Origin of the sequence: Streptomyces atriruber (assembly GCF_001418325.1) — a bacterium.
Classification (GTDB): Bacteria; Actinomycetota; Actinomycetes; order Streptomycetales; family Streptomycetaceae; genus Streptomyces; species Streptomyces atriruber.
Window position 1 is genome coordinate 1 of the sequence record NZ_LIPN01000229.1, and the last position, 22430, is coordinate 22430.

Annotated in this window: 24 protein-coding genes; 15 read left to right on the forward strand and 9 right to left on the reverse strand. The window is 72.4% G+C overall.

Annotated features, from left to right (window positions below):
• Positions 1 to 182: 182 nt before the first annotated feature.
• From AOK03_RS23440 to AOK03_RS23455, 4 genes are all read left to right on the forward strand, one after another.
• Positions 183 to 1178 (forward strand): ROK family protein, encoded by a 996-nt coding sequence (locus tag AOK03_RS23440; RefSeq protein WP_055567308.1) that lies wholly within the window; start codon positions 183 to 185, stop codon positions 1176 to 1178.
• Positions 1178 to 2317, forward strand: coding sequence for an N-acetylglucosamine-6-phosphate deacetylase (nagA, locus tag AOK03_RS23445; RefSeq protein WP_055567309.1), 1140 nt, complete (start codon positions 1178 to 1180; stop codon positions 2315 to 2317). The genes AOK03_RS23440 and nagA overlap by 1 nt, the downstream gene beginning before the upstream one ends.
• 126 nt (positions 2318 to 2443) lie before the next feature.
• On the forward strand, positions 2444 to 3379 hold the full coding sequence (locus tag AOK03_RS23450; protein ID WP_055567327.1) for a 1-phosphofructokinase family hexose kinase: 936 nt from the start codon (positions 2444 to 2446) through the stop codon (positions 3377 to 3379).
• A 95-nt stretch (positions 3380 to 3474) separates the two neighbouring features.
• Positions 3475 to 4323 (forward strand): class II fructose-bisphosphate aldolase, encoded by an 849-nt coding sequence (locus tag AOK03_RS23455; protein ID WP_055567310.1) that lies wholly within the window; start codon positions 3475 to 3477, stop codon positions 4321 to 4323.
• A 28-nt stretch (positions 4324 to 4351) separates the two neighbouring features.
• Here the strand turns inward: AOK03_RS23455 and AOK03_RS23460 are convergent, their stop codons facing one another.
• Both AOK03_RS23460 and cdgB read right to left on the reverse strand, forming a co-directional pair.
• Positions 4352 to 5344 (reverse strand): CBM35 domain-containing protein, encoded by a 993-nt coding sequence (locus AOK03_RS23460; RefSeq protein ID WP_055567311.1) that lies wholly within the window; start codon positions 5342 to 5344, stop codon positions 4352 to 4354.
• An 87-nt stretch (positions 5345 to 5431) separates the two neighbouring features.
• On the reverse strand, positions 5432 to 7069 hold the full coding sequence (gene cdgB / locus AOK03_RS23465; protein WP_055567312.1) for a diguanylate cyclase CdgB: 1638 nt from the start codon (positions 7067 to 7069) through the stop codon (positions 5432 to 5434).
• Positions 7070 to 7572: 503 nt separating this feature from the next.
• Here cdgB and AOK03_RS23470 point away from each other — a divergent pair.
• Positions 7573 to 8064, forward strand: coding sequence for a flavin reductase family protein (locus AOK03_RS23470; protein ID WP_079074911.1), 492 nt, complete (start codon positions 7573 to 7575; stop codon positions 8062 to 8064).
• Between the two features lie 136 nt (positions 8065 to 8200).
• Here AOK03_RS23470 and arfB read toward each other — a convergent pair whose 3' ends face one another.
• Positions 8201 to 8629, reverse strand: a complete 429-nt coding sequence (gene arfB / locus AOK03_RS23475; protein WP_055567314.1) for an alternative ribosome rescue aminoacyl-tRNA hydrolase ArfB — start codon at positions 8627 to 8629, stop codon at positions 8201 to 8203.
• 171 nt (positions 8630 to 8800) lie between these two features.
• On the opposite strand from arfB, the gene AOK03_RS23480 reads away from it, so the two are divergent.
• The 5 genes from AOK03_RS23480 (at position 8801) to AOK03_RS23500 (ending at position 11979) form a co-directional block, all read left to right on the forward strand.
• On the forward strand, positions 8801 to 9376 hold the full coding sequence (locus tag AOK03_RS23480) for a TerD family protein (protein ID WP_055567315.1): 576 nt from the start codon (positions 8801 to 8803) through the stop codon (positions 9374 to 9376).
• A 123-nt stretch (positions 9377 to 9499) separates the two neighbouring features.
• A complete protein-coding gene (locus AOK03_RS23485; RefSeq protein ID WP_055567316.1) occupies positions 9500 to 9877 on the forward strand; it encodes a VOC family protein in 378 nt (125 codons plus the stop codon).
• A gap of 148 nt (positions 9878 to 10025) precedes the next feature.
• Positions 10026 to 10382: a PadR family transcriptional regulator gene (locus AOK03_RS23490; protein WP_063792555.1), complete on the forward strand. Its 357-nt coding sequence runs from the start codon at positions 10026 to 10028 to the stop codon at positions 10380 to 10382.
• A complete protein-coding gene (locus tag AOK03_RS23495; protein ID WP_055567318.1) occupies positions 10360 to 11430 on the forward strand; it encodes a hypothetical protein in 1071 nt (356 codons plus the stop codon). The genes AOK03_RS23490 and AOK03_RS23495 overlap by 23 nt, the downstream gene beginning before the upstream one ends.
• A gap of 36 nt (positions 11431 to 11466) precedes the next feature.
• Entirely contained in the window at positions 11467 to 11979 is a 513-nt protein-coding gene (locus tag AOK03_RS23500; RefSeq protein WP_055567319.1) for a GNAT family N-acetyltransferase, read from the forward strand.
• 5 nt (positions 11980 to 11984) lie between these two features.
• On the opposite strand, the gene AOK03_RS23505 is transcribed toward AOK03_RS23500, so the two are convergent.
• The 4 genes from AOK03_RS23505 to AOK03_RS23520 all read right to left on the reverse strand — a co-directional run bounded on the left by AOK03_RS23505 (position 11985) and on the right by AOK03_RS23520 (position 15856).
• Positions 11985 to 13418 (reverse strand): M1 family metallopeptidase, encoded by a 1434-nt coding sequence (locus AOK03_RS23505; protein ID WP_425264401.1) that lies wholly within the window; start codon positions 13416 to 13418, stop codon positions 11985 to 11987.
• An 85-nt stretch (positions 13419 to 13503) separates the two neighbouring features.
• On the reverse strand, positions 13504 to 14625 hold the full coding sequence (locus AOK03_RS23510; RefSeq protein ID WP_055567320.1) for a YncE family protein: 1122 nt from the start codon (positions 14623 to 14625) through the stop codon (positions 13504 to 13506).
• Positions 14622 to 15224, reverse strand: coding sequence for an ankyrin repeat domain-containing protein (locus AOK03_RS23515; protein ID WP_055567321.1), 603 nt, complete (start codon positions 15222 to 15224; stop codon positions 14622 to 14624). Before AOK03_RS23515 ends, AOK03_RS23510 begins: the two co-directional genes overlap by 4 nt.
• A gap of 74 nt (positions 15225 to 15298) precedes the next feature.
• Positions 15299 to 15856 (reverse strand): GlcG/HbpS family heme-binding protein, encoded by a 558-nt coding sequence (locus AOK03_RS23520; protein ID WP_055567322.1) that lies wholly within the window; start codon positions 15854 to 15856, stop codon positions 15299 to 15301.
• 318 nt (positions 15857 to 16174) lie between these two features.
• Here AOK03_RS23520 and AOK03_RS23525 point away from each other — a divergent pair, with 318 nt between their 5' ends.
• Complete coding sequence (locus tag AOK03_RS23525; protein ID WP_079074912.1) at positions 16175 to 17308, forward strand: sensor histidine kinase; 1134 nt, start codon at positions 16175 to 16177, stop codon at positions 17306 to 17308.
• Positions 17305 to 17943: a response regulator gene (locus tag AOK03_RS23530; protein ID WP_055567324.1), complete on the forward strand. Its 639-nt coding sequence runs from the start codon at positions 17305 to 17307 to the stop codon at positions 17941 to 17943. The genes AOK03_RS23525 and AOK03_RS23530 overlap by 4 nt, the downstream gene beginning before the upstream one ends.
• Before the next feature lie 25 nt (positions 17944 to 17968).
• On the opposite strand, the gene AOK03_RS23535 is transcribed toward AOK03_RS23530, so the two are convergent.
• Positions 17969 to 18511, reverse strand: a complete 543-nt coding sequence (locus AOK03_RS23535; RefSeq protein ID WP_055567329.1) for a Uma2 family endonuclease — start codon at positions 18509 to 18511, stop codon at positions 17969 to 17971.
• Between the two features lie 238 nt (positions 18512 to 18749).
• On the opposite strand from AOK03_RS23535, the gene AOK03_RS23540 reads away from it, so the two are divergent.
• Positions 18750 to 19250 carry a hypothetical protein gene (locus tag AOK03_RS23540; protein WP_055567325.1) on the forward strand — a complete coding sequence of 167 codons (501 nt, stop codon included), beginning with the start codon at positions 18750 to 18752 and terminating at the stop codon, positions 19248 to 19250.
• Positions 19251 to 19275: 25 nt separating this feature from the next.
• Here the strand turns inward: AOK03_RS23540 and AOK03_RS23545 are convergent, their stop codons facing one another.
• Complete coding sequence (locus tag AOK03_RS23545) at positions 19276 to 19962, reverse strand: pentapeptide repeat-containing protein (RefSeq protein ID WP_079074913.1); 687 nt, start codon at positions 19960 to 19962, stop codon at positions 19276 to 19278.
• A gap of 126 nt (positions 19963 to 20088) precedes the next feature.
• On the opposite strand from AOK03_RS23545, the gene AOK03_RS23550 reads away from it, so the two are divergent.
• Together AOK03_RS23550 and AOK03_RS23555 are read left to right on the forward strand one after the other, a co-directional pair.
• Positions 20089 to 21276, forward strand: a complete 1188-nt coding sequence (locus tag AOK03_RS23550) for an NAD(P)-binding protein (RefSeq protein WP_055567326.1) — start codon at positions 20089 to 20091, stop codon at positions 21274 to 21276.
• Positions 21277 to 21392: 116 nt separating this feature from the next.
• Entirely contained in the window at positions 21393 to 22415 is a 1023-nt protein-coding gene (locus AOK03_RS23555; RefSeq protein ID WP_055567331.1) for a zinc-binding dehydrogenase, read from the forward strand.
• Positions 22416 to 22430 lie beyond the last annotated feature (15 nt).

Below are 22430 nucleotides of genomic sequence, written 5' to 3' on the forward strand. Positions count from 1 at the left end.
TGTCGCCCGGTGGCGGCAGGTGCCGGGGAACGGACGGGGCCGCCGCGGAGCGGCGGGGTTGGTTCGGCGCACCCCCGCGCAGGGCCACAAACGGACAGGTCCCCCGAAAAGGACCTTGGACCCGACACGGGTACCCGAAGTGGACTAGACCTCTCACGGGGTGACGCGCGAGACTGTCCCCCGTGAGACACGTCATCGCCCTCGATGTGGGCGGCACCGGAATGAAGGCCGCCCTCGTAGGGGCGGACGGCACCCTGCTGCACGAGGCACGCCGCCCCACGGGCCGCGACCGCGGCGCCGCCGCGGTCGTCGAGAGCATCCTCGACTTCGCCGCGGCCCTCCGCGCCCACGGCACCGCCCACTTCGGCGAGCCCGCCGCCGCGGCGGGAGTAGCCGTCCCCGGCATCGTCGACGCCGAGCGCGGCATCGCCGTGTACGCGGCCAACCTCGGCTGGAGCGACGTCCCCCTGCGGGACCTCCTCAGCGCCCGCCTGGAAGGCGTCCCCGTGGCCCTCGGCCACGACGTCCGCACGGGCGGCCTCGCCGAGGGCCGCATCGGCGCGGGCAAGGGCGCCGACCGGTTCCTCTTCGTCCCCCTCGGCACCGGCATCGCCGGCGCCATCGGCATCGGCGGCGCCATCGAACCCGGCGCCCACGGCTCGGCCGGCGAGATCGGCCACATCGTCGTGCGCCCGGACGGCCCGCCCTGCGGCTGCGGCCAGCGCGGCTGCCTGGAGCGCCTCGCCTCCGCGTCCGCGGTCAGCAAGGCGTGGGCCGAGGCGAGCGGCGACCCGGAGGCGGACGCCGCGGACTGCGCGAAGGCCGTGGAGTCCGGCGACCCGCGGGCCGAGGAGGTCTGGCGGAACGCCGTCGACGCCCTGGCCGACGGACTGCTCACCGCCCTCACTCTGCTGGACCCGCACACCCTGATCATCGGTGGCGGTCTGGCCGAGGCCGGGGAAACGTTGTTCACGCCGCTGCGAGCCGCCGTCGCGGCACGCATCGTCCAGTTCCAGACGCTGCCGGAGATCGTCCCCGCGGCCCTCGGCGACACCGCCGGGTGCCTGGGCGCGGGCCTGCTCGCCTGGGACCTCGTAGACCGAGAGACCGCCACCGCCCCGACGGACACCGCACCCGCCACCCCCACCGACACGGACCCCACGGAGGTATCCACCTGATGGCCACTAGCAAGGTTCTCGCCGGTGCACAGGTGGTACTGCCCACCGGAACCCTCACGAACGGCCGCGTCATCGTGGAGGGCACTCAGGTGGGCGGGAGCGCTCCCGTTGATGCCGAGACTCTCGACCTCACCGGCCACTGGGTGGTCCCCGGCTTCGTCGACATCCACAACCACGGCGGCGGCGGCGCCTCCTTCACCTCCGGCACCGTCGAGGACGTGCTGAAGGGCATCCACACCCACCGCCTGCACGGCACGACCACCGTCGTCGCCTCCTTCGTGACCGGCGAGATGGACTTCCTCACGCAGCGCGCGGGGCTCCTCTCCGAGCTGGCCGAGCAGGGCGAGATCGCGGGCATCCACTTCGAGGGCCCGTTCATCTCCCCGTGCCGCAAGGGCGCCCACGACGAGACGCTGCTCCGCGACCCCGATCCGGCCGACGTCCGCAAGCTCCTCGACGCGGCCCGGGGCCACGCCAAGATGGTCACGCTCGCCACCGAGCTCCCGGGCGGCATCGACTCCGTGCGCCTCCTCGCCGAGCACGGCGTGATCGCGGCCATCGGCCACACGGACGCGACGTACGAGCAGACCGTCGAGGCGATCGACGCGGGCGCCACCGTCGCGACGCACCTCTTCAACGCCATGCCGGGCCTCGGCCACCGCGTCCCGGGACCGATCGCCGCGCTCCTGGAGGACGAGCGGATCACCGTCGAGCTGATCAACGACGGCACCCACCTCCACCCGGCCTCCTTCGAGCTGGCCTTCCACCACGCGGGCGCGTCCCGCGTCGCGCTGATCACCGACGCGATGGACGCGGCGGGCTTCGGCGACGGCCGCTACATGCTCGGCCCGCTGGAGGTGGAGGTGAAGGACAGCGTGGCGCGGCTCGTCGAGGGCGGCTCGATCGCGGGCTCCACGCTCACCCTGGACCGCGCGTTCAAGCGCTCGGTGACCGTGGACGGGCTGTCCGTCGAGGACACCGTCCGCGCCATCTCCGCCAACCCGGCGAAGCTCCTCGGCCAGTACGACACGGTGGGCTCCCTGGAGCCGGGCAAGGACGCGGACCTGGTGGTCCTGGACGCGGCCTTCGACGTCAAGGGCGTCATGCGCAAGGGCGAATGGGTGGTTGAGCCCTTTTAGCCCCTTCTGATAACCCCTCCTGAACACAAGGCGGTTGGCCCTCACCTCTGGGCCAACCGCCTTCTGTTTGGCATGATCAGAACCCTGAAAGAGGCCGCACGGACAGGTACTTCGGGGGTGGTACGGGTGATCCTCACCGTCACGTTGAACGCCGCCCTCGACATCACCTACCGTGTCCCCGCCCTCACCCCGCACGCCTCGCACCGCGTCACCGAAGTGACCGAACGCCCCGGCGGCAAGGGCCTGAACGTCGCCCGCGTGCTCGCCGCCCTCGGCCACGACGTGACCGTCACCGGCTTCGCGGGCGGCGACACCGGCCGCACCCTGCGCGACCGCCTCGCCCCCGAACCGCGCATCACGGACGCCCTCGCCCCGGTCGCGGGCGCCACCCGCCGCACCCTCGCCGTGGTCGACGCGGCGACCGGGGACACCACCCAGCTCAACGAACCGGGCCCGGCCGTCACCCCCGCCGAGTGGGCCGCCTTCCTGGGCGCCTACGAGGAGTTGGTGCACCGCGAGGGCCTGGCCGCGGTCGCCCTGTGCGGCAGCCTGCCCCCGGGCGTCCCCGTCGGTGCGTACGCCCGGCTCGTACGGGCCGCGCGGGCCGCCCGCGTCCCCGTCCTGCTCGACACGAGCGGGGAGCCGCTGCGCCGCGGCGTCGCCGCCCGCCCCGACATCGTCAAGCCCAACGCGGACGAGCTCGCCGAGCTCACCGGCTCCCACGAGCCCGCGCAGGCCACCCGCGACGCCCGCCGCAGGGGCGCCCACGCCGTGGTCGCCTCGCTCGGCGCCGACGGCCTCCTCGCGGTGACCGCGGACGGCGGCTGGCGCGCCCGCCCCCCGAAGCGGGTGCGCGGCAATCCGACCGGCGCCGGCGACTCGGCGGTCGCGGGCCTGCTCTCCGGCCTGGCCGAACGCCTTCCGTGGCCGGACCGCCTGGCCCGCGCCGTGGCCCTGTCGGCGGCGACGGTGGTGGCGCCGGTGGCGGGTGAGTTCGACCCCTCGACGTACGAAGAACTGCTGGCAAGGGTCGCGGTGACCGGACAGGTCCCCGCGGCGTGAGCCACGCCCACCCGTAGAGCAACACGCCCACCCGCAGAGCAAGACGTATCCGCACCGCACAACGGGGCGCAGCGCCCTGGGATTTGGGGAGCATCGTGCCACTGGTCAGCACCGGGGAACTCGTCTCGGAGGCCCGCGCCGCGGGTCACGGCGTCGCCGCGTTCAACGTCATCACCCTGGAGCACGCGGAGGCGGTCGCGCTGGGCGCGGAGCGGGCCGGGGCCCCCGCCATCCTGCAGATATCCGAGAACGCGGTGAAGTTCCACGGCGGCCGCCTCGCCGCGATCGCGGCGGCGACGTCGGCGGTGGCCCGCGCGTCCTCGGCCCGTCTCTCGCTCCACCTGGACCATGTGATGGACGTCGAGCTGCTGCGCGCCGCGCACCCCGAGGGTTTCAGCTCGGTGATGTTCGACGCGTCGAAGCTGTCGTACGGCGAGAACGTGAAGGCGACGGCGGACGCCGTCCGTTGGGGGCACGAGCGCGGCATCTGGATCGAGGCGGAGCTCGGCAAGGTGGGCGGCAAGGAGGGCGAGGCCCCGCTGGACGCGCACGCGCCGGGGGTACGCACGGATCCGGCGGAGGCGGCCGCGTACGTCGCGGAGACGGGCGTGGACGCCCTCGCGGTGGCGGTGGGCTCCTCGCACGCCATGACGGAGCGCACGGCGGCCCTGGACCACACGCTGATCGGCTCCCTGGCGGCGGCCGTGCCGGTGCCGCTGGTGCTGCACGGTTCGAGCGGCGTGCCGGACGACGAGATCCGGCAGGCCGTCGCGTCCGGCATGGTGAAGATCAATGTGGGCACGGCACTCAACACCGCGTTCACGGGCGAGGTCCGCGCCTACCTCGACGCCCACGAGAGGGGCGTCGACCCCCGGAAGTACCTCGCCCCGGCCCGCGAGGCGATGGCCGGGACGGTGGCGGGGTTCCTGGGGCTGCTGAAGTAGGAAGCAGCCCCAGGAGGGCGCCGGGGGCTCAGCTTCCGGCGCTGCCGGTCTCCTTGAGCCACATCTGGTCGATGTTCGCCCCGGTCGTCCCGCACAGGTCGCTCTGGGCGCAGGAGAGCGTGACCGTGTTGGTGCCCTTGGTCAGCTGGACCAGCGCCCAGGTGCGCGTCCAGCCCTTCTCCCAGTCGCCTTCCTCCGCACCGGAGAAGTTCTCCATGTTCAGGGGGCGGGTCTGCTTGTTGCCGTTGACGAGGATCGTGGCGTTGGAGTCCTTGCCGGGGACGCCGTAGTTGACCCACAGCTTGTACGAGCCGGCCTTGGGGATGCCGTTGACGGTCCACGTCACCTGGGCGCCGACCTTGTCGAACCCGGCCACGTAGACCCCGCCGGCGGCCTTGGCGCCCTTGACGTCGGACGCCGTGGTCGTGCCGCCCTCCAGCTTCAGGGCCTTCGCGTCGGTCTCGGGCAGCACGACCTTCTTGTCGGGCTTCTTCGTCGGCTTCTCGCTGGGCTTCACGGACTCGGCCTGCGACGGCTTGCCGCCGGCGTCCGCCTCGTCCTTCTTGTCGTCGCCGCCTCCGAAGAGCATCGCGGCGCCGATGCCGATGGCGACGACCGCCACCACGGCGATGGCGGCGATCAGCAGCCCCTTGGTGTTGGGGCCCCTGCCGCGGCCGCCGCCCGCGGGCGCGTACTGCGGCGACGCGACGGGGGCTCCGCCGGGCTGTGCCTCGGGGGCGGTGTAGTGGGCGTTGGGCTGGCCGTAGGCCTGCTGCTGGGTCTGCTGCGGGACCTGCTGGCCGTACGTCTGCTGGCCGTAGGTCTGCTGCCCGTACGAGCGCCGATCGCCGACCGCTCTGACCTGGTTGTACGAGGACCGGGGACCCGGGTACCCGTAGCCGCCCCCACCACTGGGCGGGGTCGCGCCGGCGGCCTGTCCGTCCTCGTACAGGTAGCCGAACGGATCGTCGTCGCCCTGCGGCGCGCTCGGCGTGTTCTCGCCGTTATTGCCGGGCGTCATTCCCTGGTCACTCCCTCACATCGCTGACGCGGGGAGCCTACCCGGTCCCGGTGTGGCCAAGGGGTGGCGTTGGCCTCATCCGGGTCGTCATCCGGCCCGCCTGTGCTGCTTGGCACGTGACCGTTTCTCCACGTACATCCGCTGGTCAGCGGAGTGCAACACTTCGTCGGCGGACATCCCGCAGTGGGCCCAGCCGATGCCGAAACTGGCCCCTACGCGCACTGCCCTTCCGTCCACGCGGATCGGCGGGATGATCGCGTTCCGCAGCCGGACGGCGAGGTCCTGCGCGTCGGCGCGGCCGAGCCCGTCGGCGAGGACGACGAACTCGTCGCCGCCGAGCCGCGCCACCGTGTCCCCGTCCCGCACCCCGCTGGTGAGGCGCCTGGCGACCTCGATGAGCACGGCGTCGCCGGTGTGGTGGCCGAACCTGTCGTTGATCGACTTGAAGCCGTCGAGGTCGCAGAAGAGGACCGCGAGCCCCTTCGTGCCGTCGTCCACGTCGCCCTCCCCGCCCTCGGGGGCGACGGTGTGCACGTGGTGGTCGAAGCCCTCCTCCTGCTGGTGGGAGGTGTGCCCGAAGTCGAAGCCGTGTTCGTAGGCGGCGTCCAGGGAGTCCACCGCGCTGGGCTGGCCCGCGTGCGGCCTGCGACAGAGGCGCGCGCTGAGGCGGGCGCGGAGCTCGGCGGAGTTGGGCAGTCCGGTGAGGGAGTCGTGGCTGGCCCGGTGGGCGAGCTGCAGCTCGCGGCGCTTGCGGTCCTCGATGTCCTCGACGTGCGTGAGGAGGAAGCGGGGCCCGTCGGCGGCGTCCGCGACGACGGAGTTGCGCAGCGACACCCATACGTACGTCCCGTCGCGCCGCGCGAGCCGCAGTTCGGCGCGGCCGCCCTCGGCGGAGGTGCGCAGCAGTGTCCCGATGTCCTCGGGGTGCACGAGGTCGGAGAACGAGTAGCGCCGCATGGCCGACGCGGGCCTGCCCAGGAGGCGACAGAGCGCGTCGTTGGTGCGCAGGATCCGCCCGTGCTGGTCGCCGCCCATCTCGGCGATGGCCATGCCGGAGGGCGCGTACTCGAAGGCCTGCCGGAAGCTCTCCTCGCTGGCCCTCAGTGCCTGCTGTTCCCGCTCCAGGCGGACCAGGGCGCGCTGCATGTTGGCCCGCAGGCGGGCGTTGCTGATCGCGATGGCGGCCTGGAAGGCGTACATCTGGAGGGCTTCGCGGCCCCAGGCGCCGGGCCTGCGGCCGTTGCGCGGCCGGTCCACGGAGATCACGCCGAGCAGTTCGCCGCCTGCCGCGCCCGTCGCGTACATGGGGGCGAAGAGGCGGTCGGAGGGGTGCCACTCGTCCTCGAAGCGGGGCTCGGGGCCTTCGGTGTACCACTGCGGGACGTCGTCGTCGTCGAGGACCCAGCCCTCGGTGTACGAGATGAAGCGCAGGGCTCCCCAGGCCTCGCCCATGGCCAGCCGGCGCTCCCAGGCGTCGCGGGAGCCGACGCGTCCGGTGATGAGGGCCTCGGCGGAGGGGTTGCCGGCGAAGGCGGCGACGACGAGGTCGCCGTCGGGGCGCACGAGATTGACGCAGGCCAGCTCGTAGCCAAGGCCGTTGACGACGCCGTCGGCGACGGTCTGCAGCGTGTCCGCCAGGCTCCGGGCCGTGTTCAGCTCCGCTACCACCTGGTGCAGCTGCCGCAGGGTCGCAAGACGGACGTACGGCTCCGACTCGGTCTCCATGCTCGTTCTCCCCGAGACCTCGACAGCAACTCCAGGATGCGCAGCGCCCGCAGTGTTCTTCGGTGTGGACCTTTGTCGGCGGTGGTCTTCCTTGACCTTGCGCCTTTGTGCCCTCAGTGTCTTATTGCCACCGTCACTGAATCACAGCGAGCTGCCCACTCGGTACACAGGGTCAACAAAATATGGGTCCTGTGACTCAAGTCACAGGTGAGAAGCCGCCGTTGGTCCAGTCCCTTGGACTAGTCCACCGCATGACGCGGCACTGCGTGCCAACTTTGCCGACTTCGCGGAAGTCTTTACCCGGCCCGGCCGAGCCGACCGGCGTCCGCCGTCGGTCCTAGGACTCCTCTGGGCCCAGAGCCCGATGTTTCAGGGGGCACGCACCGGCTAGCTTCGACGACGTGGCTCACGTACTGAAGACTCTCCCGGCCCCGCCCACCCCACGCCTCCCGTCATCGGATGGGCATGCTGATGGGGTGAGCAACGACGAGTTCCGCGCGGCGATGTCCCGCCTGGCGGCGGGTGTGGTCCTGGTGACGGCGCGCGAGCCCGGCCTGGACCCGGACGACCCGACCGCCCCGGCGGGCGAGGACGTGGGCATGACGGCCACGGCCTTCCTGTCGGTCTCCCTAGACCCGCCCCTGGTCATGGTGAGCCTGCGCGAGGGCTCCCGGATGGACGACCTGCTGGCCGAACAGCCGCTGTGGGCGGTGTCGGTGCTCTCGGAGAGCCAGCGCCACATCGCGGGCCGCTTCGCGATGAAGGGCCGGATCAGCGACCGGCTGCTCTTCGAGGACATCCCGTACGTACGGGGTGGAGCGTCGGGCGCCCCGCTGATGGGCGGCGCGCTGTCGACGCTGGAGTGCCGCACGGAGCAGACGGTGGCGGCGGGCGACCACACGCTGGTGATCGGCCGCGTACTGACGGCGTCGCTGCCGAGCGGGGAGGGCGGGCCCCTGACGTACTTCCGGGGCCGCTACCGCCAGCTGGGCTAGCGCCCCGTCAGGGGCGCGGGGAACTGCGCGAGCAACCGGAGAAAAGCCGCAGACGCATGTGCCGGGATCCCGGCAGACGCGTCTGCGGCTTTTCGCGGGCTGGGCGCGCAGTTCCCCGCGCCCCTGACGGGGAGCGTCAGGACCAGCCCTGCCCCGAGCGCCCCCGCTTGGTCTCGCCGCGCTGCTTCTTGTTGCGCAGGCGGCGTTCGTTGATGCCGCGCGGGATCTTCGTGGCGCGGCGCGGCCGGGGCGGCGGGGCGGTGGCCTCGGCGAGCAGGGACGCGAGCCGGGTGGCGGCCATCTCCCTGTTCCGCCACTGGGAGCGGTGCTCGCTCGCCCGCACGCTGACGACGCCGTCGACGAGCCGGGGCGCGAGGCGCTCCAGGGCCCGCTGCTTCCACACCTCGGGGAGCGCGTCGGTGGCCGCGAGGTCGAACCGCAGCTCGACCTGGGAGTCCGTGGTGTTCACGTGCTGCCCGCCCGGCCCTGACGACCGCGAGAAACGCCACATGAGCTCGGCCTCGGGCAGGGAGACGGAGCCGCGGATGACATGGGGACCGGACATGCCCCCATGGTCCCGCGTCTGTCGGGCTCACGTCACGCTCTTTTCCCGCGGGTAAAGAAAGTAAAGCGATGTGGAACCCTGGGGACCCCGCTCCGCGTTGTTAGGGGTGACGGTAGCTTCGTCCCCAGTACGAAGCCCGTACGTATGCAACGAGGGAAGGGACTCCCAACAATGGCAGTAAGCCTGTCCAAGGGTGGCAACGTCTCGCTCACCAAGGAGGCTCCGGGCCTGACCGCCGTCACCGTGGGCCTCGGCTGGGACGTCCGCACCACCACTGGCACCGACTTCGACCTGGATGCCTCCGCGATCGCGGTGAACACCGAGGGCAAGGTCTATTCGGACGGCCACTTCGTCTTCTTCAACAACAAGGCGACGCCGGACCAGACCATCGTCCACACCGGTGACAACGTCACGGGCCAGGGCGAGGGCGACGACGAGCAGATCAACGTGAACCTCGCGGGCCTCCCGGCCGACATCGAGAAGATCGTCTTCCCGGTCTCGATCTACGACGCCGAGAACCGCTCGCAGAACTTCGGCCAGGTGCGGAACGCCTTCATCCGCATCATCAACCAGGCCGGTGGCACGGAGATCGCGCGTTACGACCTCTCCGAGGACGCCGCCACCGAAACCGCCATGGTCTTCGGCGAGCTGTACCGCAACGGCGCGGAGTGGAAGTTCCGCGCGGTCGGCCAGGGCTATGCCTCGGGCCTGGTCGGCATCGCCCAGGACTTCGGCGTGAACGTCTGAGCGAGCGTCCGCATGACGTGACCGGCCGAGACCGGCCGGAAGTTCGAAGGGCCCCGGTGGCAGTGCCGCCGGGGCCCTTCGGCGTCCCCGCACCCGCCTCTTGCGCCCCCTACGCTCTCCGCCATGATCGCCGAACTGCAATGCGTGGTCCTGGACTGCCCCGACCCCACGGCCCTTGCGGAGTTCTACCGCACCGTCCTGGGCGGCACCGTGAACGAGCCGGACCCCCGCTGGTCCACCGACGCCGACTGGACGACCCTGCACACCCCCACCGGCCAGGTCCTGGCCTTCCAGCGCGCCCTGGACCACGTCCCGCCCCGCTGGCAGGACCCGACGTCCCCCCAGCAGTTCCACCTGGACCTCCAGGTACCCGACCTGCGCGCCCCCCGGGAGCAGCTCCTCGCGGCGGGCGCGGTCCTGCTCGACGAGCACACGGGCGGCACCTCCTGGCACGTCTACGCGGACCCGGCGGGCCACCCGTTCTGCCTGGTCCGCCACTGATCCCGCCGCTCGGCCCGCCCCCGGGATTTACAGGAGCCCGACTATTCTGGATACTGTAATAGTCAGAGACGCCGAGTAGAGCACCGTCGAAGCTGCCGGAGCCGCCGAAGCTGCCGGAACCGTCGAGATCGTCGAAGAGGAGGGGCCCGTGGCCGCACCGACCGCCTGGACCCGCGCCGCACTCCCCCTCTGCCTGCTCGGAATCCTCGAAGGCGAGCCGAAGAGCTATGGGTACGCCCTGCTCAGCCGGCTCGGCGACGCCGGGCTCGACGGCGTGAAGGCCGCGACCCTCTACCCCGCCCTCGCCCGCCTCGAAGAGGAAGGCGCCGTCGAGGTCGAGTGGGGGGCCGGTGACGGCGGCCCCGGGCGGAAGTACTACCGGATCACCGACGAGGGGCGGGCGAGACTGCGGCGTGACCGAGCCGCCTGGGGGAACTTCTCCCGGACCGTCGCCTCGCTCCTCCCTGCACAGGGGGATGAGCATGAGCAAGACACCCGCGCCTGAGCTGAGCTGGGCGCGCAAGGAGGACGAGGACTGGGCCGACACCGTCCAGGTGCGGCTCGCGTTCGACGAGGACGTGCCCGTCGGATTCGCCGACGAGATCCTCGCCGAGGCCCATCAGCTCGTCGAGGAGTCCGGGCAGCCCGCCCACGACGTGTTCGGCGACCCCGCCGCGTACGCCCGTGCGGCCGCAGCCGAGCGCGTCAGCGAGCGGCACCGGGCCGGGATCGACACGCGTGGGCTGCGCCCCGGGGAGCGGATCGCCGCCTCGCTCGGTTCGCTCGGGTTCCTCCTGTTCGCCCTCTTCGGCCTGACCTGGATCCAGGACGGCCTGTGGGTCGACGCGACCTGGTCCGCGGTCGCGGGCTTCACGGGGATCGCGCTGGGCGTCGCGGCGGGGTGCGTCGCCTTCGTCGCCCGTGCCGCCGGGCTCTTCCGGGGCATGTGGTGGTTCCTGACGGGCGCGGCCGTCGCCCTGGTGAGCGGCATCGCCCTCATCGAAGTACTCCCCGACGACCAGCTGTTCCGCGTGCCCGCCCCGGTCCTCATGGTGACCGGCGCCCTGCTGTGCGTCGCCGCGTTCCTGCTCCCGGACGCCACGATCGACCGCTGGTTCACCCCGGCCCGCCCGGACGGCGGCCCCGACGACGAGCGGTGGCTGAGCCGCCTGGAGGGCCTGCTGCGCGGTCGGCACGGCATGAAGACCGCCGAGGCCCGCGCCCATGTGCAGGAAGTGCGCCAGCACCTCGCCGCGGCCCCCGGGGACGGGCGCGCCGAGGACGTCTTCGGGGACGTCGAGATCTACGCCCTGCGCCTCTCCGAAGGCCCGCGCAGGCAACTGCGCATCACGCGCCAGAAGCTCTACGGCGCCGTGGCCTCGTCCGTGCTCTTCGCGGTCCTCACCGTCGACCGGCTGGTCGACCCGGAGGGGCGCTCCTCCGGCTGGGTCGCCTGCTATGTGGGGGCGTTCGGGTGCGCCGCCTGGGGCGCGGTCAGCGAATGGCGCACCCTGCGCAAGCAGCGCGCGACCCTCGGAGCGCCCACACCCTAGGGCCTGTCCGGCGGATCAGGGCCTAGCCTGCCCCGCATGATCCTCGAACCACTCGTCGCCGTCGACGGCGCCCTGCCCGGTCACCTGCTCACCGAGGTGACCGGGCTGTACGCGTCGAACCGTGCGTTCTTCGCGCTCAGCGGCGACTTCCCCGACCCCGACGACATCCGCGTCGAGCAGGTCGCCAAGGCCCTCGCGGACGAACTCGCGCACCCGGACGCCGAGGTGCTGCTCGCCCGCTCGCGGGGGCGGCTCGCGGGCGTCGCGATCACCCTCGCCCGCCACCCCGACCCCACCGACCCCGACCCCTGGATCGGGCTGCTCATGGTCGACGCGGGCCTGCACCGCACGGGCGTGGGGCGGGAGTTGACGTCACTCGTCGAGGAGCGGTTCCGGGCGGCGGGGCACGACGCCGTGCGCCTCGCCGTCCTGGAGAACAACCCGAAGGCGCTGCGTTTCTGGACGGCGCTCGGCTACCTCGTCATCGGGCACCGCGAGGACCGCGCCCTGCACCGCCCCTGCGCGGTGCTGCGCAAACCGCTCGCCTAGCCGCGCTACGGCTTGTCCGGCTTGCCTTCCCCGTACAGCCAGTCGCCCCAGATCGCGGCGACCTTCTTGCGCGCCCCTTCGCTGCCCGCGTGCTCCTCGACGTACTCCGTGAAGTCCTCGGTGTCGGCGTTCTTGTGCCGGTACGTCTTCGTCCAGCCCTGCACGATGTCGTAGAACGTGTCGTCGCCCACGGCCTGCCGGATCTTGTGGACGATCATCCCGCCGCGCTCGTAGACGGGCGAGTCGGAGATGTGCTCGGCGCTCGTCGGCTTGGCGGGCGGGAAGGCCCAGACGGCCTCGTTGTCCTCGTCGTCCTCGAAGTAGTCGCCCTTGTAGAGCGCGTCGAAGGTCTCCTGTGCGCTGTCGCCCCCGTGGTCCTCCTCGTACAGCCACTCCGCGTACGTCGCGAAGCCTTCGTTGAGCCACATGTCCCGCCACGTCTTGGGCGTGACGGAGTTGCCGAACCACTGGTGGGCCATCTCGTGGACGACGAGCCCGGTCTCGGGGGCACCGGGGTAGGTGGGGCGGGTCTGCGTCTCCAGGGCGTACTCCGCCTCGTCCTCGCGGAGGACGGTCGCGCCGGTCGAGGAGAAGGGGTACGGGCCGAAGTTGTACTCCTCCCACTCGACGATGTCCGGGATCTTCGCGAGGACCTTCTTGCTCGCCTCGGCCTCGTCCGGGGCGACCGCGGTGATGACGGGCAGCCCCGACTTGGTCGTGGAGGTCCGCATCTCGTAGTCGCCGACGGCCACGGTCGCCAGATAGCTCGCCATCGGTTCGGCGCTGTGCCAGGCGAAGGTGGTGCGGCCGTTCTTGGTCGACTCGCGGGTCAACTCGCCGTTGGAGACGGCCTTGAGGCCCTTGGGGACGGTGACCTGTATGTCGTACGAGGCCTTGTCGCTCGGGTGGTGGTTGCCGGGGAACCAGCTCATCGAGCCGTTCGGCTCGCCGAGCGCGACCGCGCCGTCCTCCGTCTTGAGCCAGCCCTCCTTGGAGCCGTCCTCGTCCGTGATGGTCTCCGGGGTGCCGGAGTAGCGGACGGTCGCGCGGAACGTCTCGCCGCGGTCGAGGTCGTCGGCCGGGCGGACCCGCAGCTCCTGGCCCGCGCGCTGGAAGCGGGCGGCCTTGCCCTCGACGGTGATGGCGGAGACGTCCAGGCCCTTGAGGTCGAGGTTGAAGGAGCTGAGGTTCTTGGTGGCGCGGGCGGTGATCTCCGCGGTCCCGGTGAGGTGCCTGGAGTCGGGGTCGTAGCCGAGGGTCAGGCCGTAGTGCGCCACGTCGTAGCCGCCGTTGCCCTGCTTGGGGAAGTACGGGTCGCGCACGCCGTCCGCGCCGGGGGTGCCGTCGACGCCCGCGCCGCTGCAGGCGCTGACGGTGGCGAGCAGGGCGAGGGCGCAGGTGACGGTGGCGGCTCGGGCGGCCGGGGATCGCAGTTCCACGCGGTGATCTTATGCGGCAAATGTTCGGGGCAGGACGGTATTGGGCCCCTCGGAGCACCGCTCAACGCACCGATCAGAGCACCGCTCAGAGCACCGCGATACCCAACGGCCTCTCGCCCGCCGGGAGTCGGCGCACGGACCCGTCCTCGGTGTCGACCACCGAGATGCCGTTCCAGTAGCCGTCGCGCGTGAAGCCTCCTGTGACGTACGCGGTGCGGCCGTCCTCGGACACGGCGACGTCCTCGTGCGGCCCGTCCAGCGGGATCACCCGCTCCTCGCCGTCCTTCGTCCGCACGGTCAGGGAGGGCCCCTTGTCGGCGTCCGGGTCGATGGGCCCGGTGCCGACCGCGTACAGCGTGCCGTCGTCGGTGACCGTCGCACCGTGCTGGTGGGTGTTGGCGGTCATCTTCTCGACGTCGTACTCGCCGGTGCGTGGATCGAGCACGACGAGCTTCTCGCCCTCGAAGGGCAGCAGCAGCTTGCCGTCGGCGGGGCGCACGGCCGTGTAGTGCGGCTTCAGCCAGGAGCCGAGGCCGCCCTCCGTGCCGTAGGGGGCGACTTCGATGCGGCGCGGCTTCAGCGAGTCGGCGCGCACGACGGTCACGTCGAAGGAGTCGTGGTCGGTGGCGTAGACCTCGCGGCCGTCCTTGGACACGTCGACGTCGAAGGGCCGCCGCCCGACGGGCACGGTGTCGGTGACCTCGCGCTCGCCCGCGTCGATGACCTCCAGGACCCCGTTCCCGTCGGGCACGTTGACGCCCACGTAGACGTGCTCGCCGTCGGGCGCGAGGGCGATGCCCATGCCGCCGCCGCGGTACTCGCCCGTCGTGACGGGGCCGGTCTCCGTCTCGTACGGGATGCGGTCGACGCGCTTGCGGGCGGCGGTGTCGACGACGGCCACGCCCTCGGCCGTGGCGACCCAGGCGCGGCCGTCCTCGCCGACCGCCAGCCCGTAGGGCGCCTTCCCGACCTGCACCGAGTCGATGGGCCCCTTCTCCGGGTCCACGAAGGTCACCGTGTCGGAGCCGAAGTCGGCCACCAGGAGGGTGCCTTCGGGGGTCTTCGTCGCGGCGGGGAGGGTGGCGCTGGCGCGGGCGGGCCCGGGGTCGGCCGCGGCGGGGCCGTCGTCGCCCGTTCCGCAGCCCGCGAGGACGGCGGCGGCCAGCACGGCCGTCCCGGCGGCGAGAGCCCGCCGGGGCGCCTTCACGACGCGCTCCGCAGCAGCTGCGCGATGCGGTCGAAGCCGCGCCGCTCCGCGTGCTCCAGCGGGGTCACGCCGTCCCGGTCGGCGAGGTCCCGGGTGGCGCCCGCGGCGAGGAGCAGCTCGACGATCTCCTGGTGCGCGCGACCGCCGTCACCGAGGATCACGGCCTCCAGGAGGGCGGTCCAGCCCAGGTCGTTGACGTGGTCGACGTCGATGTCGGTGACGCGCAGCACTTCCCGTACGTACGCGACGTGGCCGCGCTCCGCGGCGGGGATCACGGAGATCCCGCCGAAGCGGTTGCGCAGCTTCAGGTCGGGGCCCGCGGGCAGCAGCACATGCAGCATGGCGACGCTGCCCGTCACGCCGGTGACCAGCCACGGGCTGTCGGAACGGTGGTCCTGCGCGTCGACGTCGGCACCGGCCGCGACGAGCACCCGGGCGGCCTCGACGTGGTCGCCGATGGCGGCGAGCAGCAGTGGGCTGCGCAGCTCGGTGTCCCGTGCCTCGACGCGGGCGCCCGCGTCGAGGGCGGCGGTCGCTTCGGCGGCGTTCCCGGACCGGGCGGCGTCGAGCAGCCGCCGGTCGGCAGCGGTGGTGTTCATGGCGGATCTCCTCGTCGTGCGGGCCCCCGCGCGGACGGGCGCGGGGGCCGGGAACAGCCTCAGCAGCATGCGGCTCAGCGGTTGAGCGCCGCCACGCCCGCCTTCGCGAACTTCTCGTCCAGGTCGCCGCTCGGGGCGCCCGCGACACCGATGCCCGCGACGGGCGCGCCCTTGGCGGTGACCGGGGCGCCACCGGCGAGGAACAGGGTGCCGGGGATGTCCTTCAGGGTCGGGTCCTGCTCCAGGCGCTTGGTCAGCTCGGAGGTGGGCGCGTTCCAGGAGACGGCGGTGTACGCCTTCTTCACGGCCGACTCGGGCGACTGCGGGCCCGCGCCGTCGCCGCGCAGCTCGACGATGGTGTTGCCGTTGCGGTCGACGACGGCGACGGAGACGCGCTGGTTCTCCTTCTTCGCGGCGTCGAGGGTGGCCTGCGCGGCCTTGGTGGCGGCGGCGACGGTCAGGTGCGTCGACTGCGTGAGGTTCTTGTTGCCCGCGTCGGCGGCGACGGCGGCCTTGGACGCGGCGTCGGGGGTGCCGGCGGTGGCGGAGACGGCGCCGAAGGTGCCCGCGCCGAGGACGGCGGCGGTGGCGGCGACAGTGAGGACGCGGGTGCGGCGGGACAGCTTCTGCATGGGGAACTCCTGGGACCGAGGGTGGAGGTGGGGATCGAGGGGAGCTTGTTTCCCTCTGCCATCAATCCTGGGGTCGCATCCGTGCCCCACCCCTCGACGTACCGGCTGGGAGCCGCGCGCGACTCGGCCGACACCAGGGTCAACCGATCGGTTGACCCCTTTGTGGTCACGGCGGGCCACAATGAGGGTGTTTGCCCAGTTCAGCGACCGCGTGACGGCGTACGAGTGCTCGTCCGAGACGTCGTACGAGCACGAGAAGGAGGTGCCCCGGTGGAACGGAGCACGGCCGACCCGGACGCCCGCTGGCTCGCGGCCGTCATGCACACCGCGTTCTTCCTGCTCCTGGGGTCGTCACTGGCCCGCTTCCTGATCCGGCACCCCGGCGAACCCCGCACCCCGTGGATCATCGCGCTCTCGGTCTCCCTCGCGCTGCTCTACGTACTCGGCCCGACCGTCGGCGCCCGCCCCACCGCGCCGCGCCGCCTGATCTGGCTGAGCCTCGTCGTGGCCGTCTGGGTCGTCATCGTCATACTCGCGCCGAGCTTCGCGTGGTGCGCGGTGCCGCTCTTCTACACCGGGCTCCGTACGCTGCCGCCGCGCGCCGCCCTGTTCCTGGTGGCCGTCCTGACCGCCTTCGTGGTCGTCGCACAGCTGAAGCTCGCGGGCGGCTTCGACCCGATACTGCTGTTCGCGCCGCCCGCCTGGGCCGCCGTCGCCGCCGCCGTGTTCCTGTACATGCAGCGCCAGGCCGCCCGCCAGCGCGAGCTGATCGACGACCTCATCCGCACCCGCCGCGAACTGGCCGCCACCGAGCGCCGCGAAGGCACCCTCGCCGAACGACAGCGCCTCTCGATGGAGATTCACGACACCCTCGCGCAGGGCCTGTCCAGCCAGCAGATGCTGCTCCAGGCCGCCGACCGGGTCTGGGACACCGACCCGGCCAAGGCCCGCACCCACGTCCGCACCGCCGAGTCGATCACCGAACTCGGCCTCGCCGAGGCCCGCCGTTTCGTGCACGACCTGGCGCCCGCCGACCTCGCCGACGGCGGCGGCCTCGCCGAGGCGCTGCGGGGCCTCGCGGACCGGGAGTCCGGCGCGGGGCTCACCGTCCGGTTCCACGCGGAGGGCGGCCCGGTGCCGCTGCCCGACCGGGTCAGCTCGGCGCTCCTGCGGATCGCGCAGGGCGCGCTGGCGAACGTACGCGAACACGCGGACGCCACCACGGCGGCGCTGACCCTCACCCTCCTCGACGACCAGGTGGTCCTGGACATCGCGGACGACGGCCGCGGCTTCACCCCGCCGCCCGCCACCGGCACGACCGCGGGCGTACGAGGACACGGCCTGCCCGCGATCCGCGCCCGGGCCCACCAGCTCGGCGGCACACTGACCATCGAGTCGGCGCCCGGCGAAGGCGCGGTCCTTTCCGTATCGATCCCGCTGGAGGCACAGTGACCGACACCGCACCCGTTCGCCTGCTGGTCTGCGACGACCACGTCGTCGTGCGCGCCGGACTCCTCGCCCTGCTCGGCAGCGCACCCGACATCGAGGTGGTCGGCGAGGCGGGCACCGGCGAGGAGGCGGTCGCCCTCGCCGCGAAGCTGGCACCGGACGTCGTCCTGATGGACCTGCAGCTGGGCGAGGGCATCGACGGCGTGGAGGCCACCCGCCGCATCACGTCGGCCGCGGCCCCCGCCCCGCACGTCCTGGTCCTCACCACGTACGACACGGACGCGGACATCACCCGCGCCATCGAGGCGGGCGCGACGGGCTACCTCCTCAAGGCGGAGCGCCCCGAGGAACTCTTCTCGGCGATCCAGGCCGCCTCCCAGGGCCGCACCGCGCTCTCGCCCCCGGTCGCCTCCCGCGTCATGGCCCGCATGCGCGCCCCGCACCCCACCCTCACCGACCGCGAACGCGACATCCTCGGCCAGCTCTCCCAGGGCCTCGGCAACCGCGACATCGCCCGCGCCCTGTTCATCAGCGAGGCCACGGTGAAAACCCACCTGGGCCGCATCTACGACAAGCTCGGCGTGGACACGCGGGCGGGCGCGGTGTCGGTGGCGAAGGAACAACGCCTGCTGCCGTGAGGCCCCGTACCGCGGCTCAGAAGGCTCAGAACTCGCCGGTGTCGAGCTCGAAGCCGAGGGGCTCCGGGAGGGGGACGACCTTGGAGAGCTTGAAGATCTCCTGGTGCTCGTACTCCTCGCCCGCGGGGTCCGTGTACAGCACGGCGTTCCCCGCCTGGCGGTCGATGAGCAGGTAGACGGGGATACCGGCGCGGGCGTAGCCGAGGATCTTCTTGTGGCGGTCGTTGTCGCCGGTGGATCTGGAGGTGACCTCGGCCACGAGGAGGACGGGAGCGGGGTCGTGGTACTTCTCCTCGTTGTCGAAACTGCCCTTGGGAGCCAGCACCAGGTCCGGCTCGACCTGACCGCTCACCGAAGCACCCGGCACGTACAGCCCGATCCCCGTGTAGCGCCCCAGATCCTTCCGGTGGTCCCGCACCTGCCCGGTGATTTCCGACACGATCTCTTCGTGTTCCCCATTGGCCGGAGGCGTCACGTGGATCTCCCCTTCGATCAACTCCACGCGCCACCCCTTGGGGGCAACCGCGTTGAACCAGACGAAGGCTTCCTCCACCGGCATGGCGGGCATCCGGTCCTGAACCAGACTCACCAGAGACCGGGGGTCGAACTCCTGGCAGGGCTCGTACTCCGGAAGTGGCAGTGCTGCCATGACGGAACCTCCTTCGCTCAACGCGACAGTGTCAGCCTAGGCCTCATCGCTCCGACGAAACCGGAAACCGTTCACTCGAACGCGTGAGCGGCACCGTTTCTGCAGGTCAGAGGCCTGGCGACAGCCCGCACGCCCGGACCATGACACCATCGACCCCGTGCTCGACATCGGCTACGCGCTCTCCCGCCGCTTCCCTGACCCCGCCCAGCTGGACTACGGCCGTGCGGACGTCCACAGCCTGCGTCACGACCTGTTCTGCGGGGACGTGTATCTGGCGGACACCAAGGCGGACCGGGAACTGTCCACAGCCTGGGGATGGGTTCCCGTCCTGGACTTCGCGTGGGCGCTGTGCGACATCGTGGAGACGCTCGACAAGGACCCGATGGGCAGCCGGGCCGCCCGCCCCCAGTACGCGGAGCTCGACTTCACGGAGTCCACGGACCGCATGCTGTTCGCCCGCCGCTTCGGCTGGGTGGACATCGAGGCGGACTGGATGGACCCGGACGAGGCGCCGCTGACCTTCTCCCACACGGAGCTCCGCCGCGAGGCGCGGGACTTCCTGCACGACCTGGTGGCCGACCTGACGGACCTCCACGACACCCTGGCGGACAACCCCGCGATCTGGTCCCTGCTGTCCCGCTTCCCCCGCACCAGCTGACCGCCGAAGGGGCCGGGTCCAAGGTCTACGCCCCGGGGGCCGCCACCCTGACCCCCACCTGCGCCGCGAACGCCGGTGCCAGTTCCATCAGCTGGGCCGGGCTGATCACCGCCCCGGCCAGCCGCTCGATCCCCCGCGCGATGTCCAGCTCCCCCGCATCCCGCAGATCCACGTCCTTCATCCGCACCGCCGTGAAGTCGGCCCCCCGCACCACACAGCCCCGGAACTCCACCCGCTCCAGCGACGCCTGCCCGAAGTCCGGCTCCACCAGCACGCATCCGTCGAACACGACGTCCCGCAGCCGCGCCTTCCGCAGGTTCAGACAGTCGATCTTCCCGCCGCGCACCACGACCCGCTCCAGCACGCCCCCGTGCAACTGCACGCCCCCGAGCCGCGCGTCGACCACCTCCACGTCCCGCAGCGACGCCTCGGCGAGGTCGGTCCCCACCCCCCGCAGCTCCGTCAGCACGGAGTCCACGAACCGCGCCCTGACCAGCCGCGTCTCGTCGACCGCGCACCCCGTCACCGCGGAGTCCATGAACAGGGCGCCGCCGCCGTCCTGCCCGCTCAGGTCGAGGTCCCGGAACTCCATCCCGTCGTAATCCCCGTCGGGCCGCAACTCCCCTCCCCCGAAGGGCCGGAGCGGGGGCAACCGCACCTCCGTCCGCCGCGCCGCCTCGACCACCCGCACCGGTTTCGTCCGCTGAGCCATCCCCCCATCGTGCACCCCCGCACTGACAACGCCCGCCGCCCCGATGTCACATCCGGACCACCCTCGTACGTCCAAGAGGTGAAGCCCGAACAGGCCCAAGCACCCGCCCCGAGGGAGCCCACCTCCATGCCCACCACCAGGCCAAGCCTCAAAGTCACCGTCATCGGCGGCGGCCTCGCCGGTCTCACCGCGGCCATCAGCGCCGCCGAGGCCGGCGCCCGCGTCACCCTCCGGGAAGCCCACCACACCCTCGGCGGCCGCGCCCGCACCTCCGAGGGCACGTACAAGACGAACGAGGGCCCGCACACCCTCTACAGCGGCGGCCCCCAATGGACCTGGCTCAAGCAGCGCGGCCTGATCGGCCCGCTCGCCCCGCTCCCGCCCCTCGAAGGCGCCCGCCTGCGCCTGCTCCACCGGGGCACGCTGCGCCGCACCCCGCCCCTCGCCATGCTCAAGCTGCTGCGCCGCAGGACGGAACAGGCGCCGGTGGAACGCGACTTCATGTCGTGGGCCACGCAGGAGGTCGGCGAGGAGGGCGCCCGCGCCGCCGCGCACTACGTCGCCGTCGCCACCTTCCACCACGACCCCGGCTCGCTCTCCGCCCGCTTCGTGCAGGAGCGCCTGCGCCGCACCACCAAGCTGCCCCCGCAGGCGCACTATCCGCGCGGCGGCTGGGGCTCGGTCGTCGACCGCATGGCCGCGCTCGCCTGGAACATGGGCGTACGCACGGAGACCCTGGACCGCGTCGACACCCTCTCCGACCTCCCCCAGGACGGCCCGGTCGTCGTCGCGACCTCCCTCGACGCGGCCCGTCGGCTCCTCGACGACGAGTCCCTGCGCTGGGAGAGCGGCCGCACCACGCTCGTCGACGTGGCGTTCCGTTCCCGCAGGGGCGACCTCTTCGTCGTCTCCGACCTGGACAGGACGGGCTGGGTCGAGCGCTTCACCGCCCAGGACCGCACGCTCGCCCCCGCGGGCGAGCAGCTCGTGCAGGCACAGATCCCGCTCTCCCCCGACGAGACCAAGGCCGACGGCGTGGCCCGCGCCGAGCGCCTCCTCGACCTGGGGTACCCGGGCTGGCGCGACCGCCTGACGTGGCACCGCGCCTCGGTCGCGAGCGGCCGCACGGGCGCGCTGGACCGACCCGGCACGACCTGGCGGGACCGCCCCGCGATCGACCGCGGCGACGGCGTCTATCTGGTGGGCGACCAGGTGGCGGCCCCGGGGCTGCTCTCCGAGGTGTCGTTCAACAGCGCGGTGGAGGCGGTGTCGCTGGCACTGACGAAGTCGGCGCTCCGCCTCAGGACCCGCTGAGGAACACTCTTGACCTCAAGTCCGCTTGAGGTTGAAGGGTGGGGGCACATCCGCACCACCAAGGAGCCCTCATGCAGGCCATGCAGGAAACGCACGTCACGCGAGGCACACACACCATGCGCGCCATCCGCCTCCACGCCTTCGGCCCCGCCGAGAACCTCGTCCTGGAGGAGACGGCGGCCCCCGAACCGGCGAGGGGCCAGGTCCGCATCACCGTGTCGGCGGCGGGCGTGCACCTCCTGGACACCTCGATCCGCGAGGGCATACAGGGCCCGCTGCCCGAGCTCCCCGAGCTGCCCACCGTCCCCGGCCGGGAGGTCGCGGGCATCGTCGACGAGCTCGGCGAGGGCGTCCCCGGGCACTGGCTGGGCAAGCGCGTGGTCGCCCACATCGGCTTCGCCCCCGGCGGCTACGCCGAGCGCGTCGTCACCGAGGCGTCCCGCCTGCACGAGGTGCCCGCGGACCTGGACTCCGCGGAGGCGGTCGCCCTGATCGGCACGGGGCGCACGGCGATGGGGATCCTGCAGTTCGCCAAGTTGACGTCCGACTCCGTGGCCGTCGTGCCCGCCGCCGCGGGCGGCATCGGCACGCTCCTCACGAAGTACGCCAAGCACCGCGGCGCCACCGTGATCGGTCTGGCGGGCGGCCCGGAGAAGACGGCCCGCGTCCGCGCGAACGGCGCCGACCTGGCCGTGGACTACACCGACCCGAAGTGGCCCGAGGAGGTCCGCACGTACCTCGCGCAGCAGCTCGACGGCCGCGCGGCCACCGTCGTCTTCGACGGCGTGGGCGGCGCGGCGGGGCTGGCCGCGGTGGACCTGCTCGGCCCCGGCGGCACCCACATCGTCTTCGGCTGGTCCGGCAAGGGGCCGCGGGCCGACGACGGGGCGGAGCCGAAGTTCACCGAGGAGGAGCTGGCCGAGCGCGGCATCACGCAGCTCAACGTCCTCGGCCCGGCGATGATGCGGAAGGCGGGCGGCACCAACCCGGTCCGCACCCTGGAGCTTGCCGCGCTCACCGCCGCGGCGCTGGGCCACTTCACACCGGCCGTGCAGCGCTTCCCCCTCGCCGAGGCGGCAGCGGCGCACCGCGCCCTGGAATCCCGCGCCACGATGGGCAAGGTCGTGCTGATCCCCTGATCCCCTGCCCCCCCC

Bases quoted from the DNA above. Each gene is read 5' to 3' on its own strand.
- AOK03_RS23485 (WP_055567316.1), top strand. From the start codon at position 9,500: ATGATCGCCGAACTGCAATGCGTGGTCCTGGACTGCCCCGACCCCACG.
- AOK03_RS23545 (WP_079074913.1), bottom strand. From the start codon at position 19,962: ATGGCTCAGCGGACGAAACCGGTGCGGGTGGTCGAGGCGGCGCGGCGG.
- AOK03_RS23495 (WP_055567318.1), top strand. From the start codon at position 10,360: ATGAGCAAGACACCCGCGCCTGAGCTGAGCTGGGCGCGCAAGGAGGAC.
- AOK03_RS23520 (WP_055567322.1), bottom strand. From the start codon at position 15,856: ATGCAGAAGCTGTCCCGCCGCACCCGCGTCCTCACTGTCGCCGCCACC.
- cdgB (WP_055567312.1), bottom strand. From the start codon at position 7,069: ATGGAGACCGAGTCGGAGCCGTACGTCCGTCTTGCGACCCTGCGGCAG.
- nagA (WP_055567309.1), top strand. From the start codon at position 1,178: ATGGCCACTAGCAAGGTTCTCGCCGGTGCACAGGTGGTACTGCCCACC.
- AOK03_RS23550 (WP_055567326.1), top strand. From the start codon at position 20,089: ATGCCCACCACCAGGCCAAGCCTCAAAGTCACCGTCATCGGCGGCGGC.
- AOK03_RS23535 (WP_055567329.1), bottom strand. From the start codon at position 18,511: ATGCCCGCCATGCCGGTGGAGGAAGCCTTCGTCTGGTTCAACGCGGTT.
- AOK03_RS23470 (WP_079074911.1), top strand. From the start codon at position 7,573: ATGTCCCGCCTGGCGGCGGGTGTGGTCCTGGTGACGGCGCGCGAGCCC.
- AOK03_RS23460 (WP_055567311.1), bottom strand. From the start codon at position 5,344: ATGACGCCCGGCAATAACGGCGAGAACACGCCGAGCGCGCCGCAGGGC.
- AOK03_RS23500 (WP_055567319.1), top strand. From the start codon at position 11,467: ATGATCCTCGAACCACTCGTCGCCGTCGACGGCGCCCTGCCCGGTCAC.
- arfB (WP_055567314.1), bottom strand. From the start codon at position 8,629: ATGTCCGGTCCCCATGTCATCCGCGGCTCCGTCTCCCTGCCCGAGGCC.
- AOK03_RS23555 (WP_055567331.1), top strand. From the start codon at position 21,393: ATGCGCGCCATCCGCCTCCACGCCTTCGGCCCCGCCGAGAACCTCGTC.
- AOK03_RS23525 (WP_079074912.1), top strand. From the start codon at position 16,175: ATGCACACCGCGTTCTTCCTGCTCCTGGGGTCGTCACTGGCCCGCTTC.
- AOK03_RS23515 (WP_055567321.1), bottom strand. From the start codon at position 15,224: ATGAACACCACCGCTGCCGACCGGCGGCTGCTCGACGCCGCCCGGTCC.
- AOK03_RS23480 (WP_055567315.1), top strand. From the start codon at position 8,801: ATGGCAGTAAGCCTGTCCAAGGGTGGCAACGTCTCGCTCACCAAGGAG.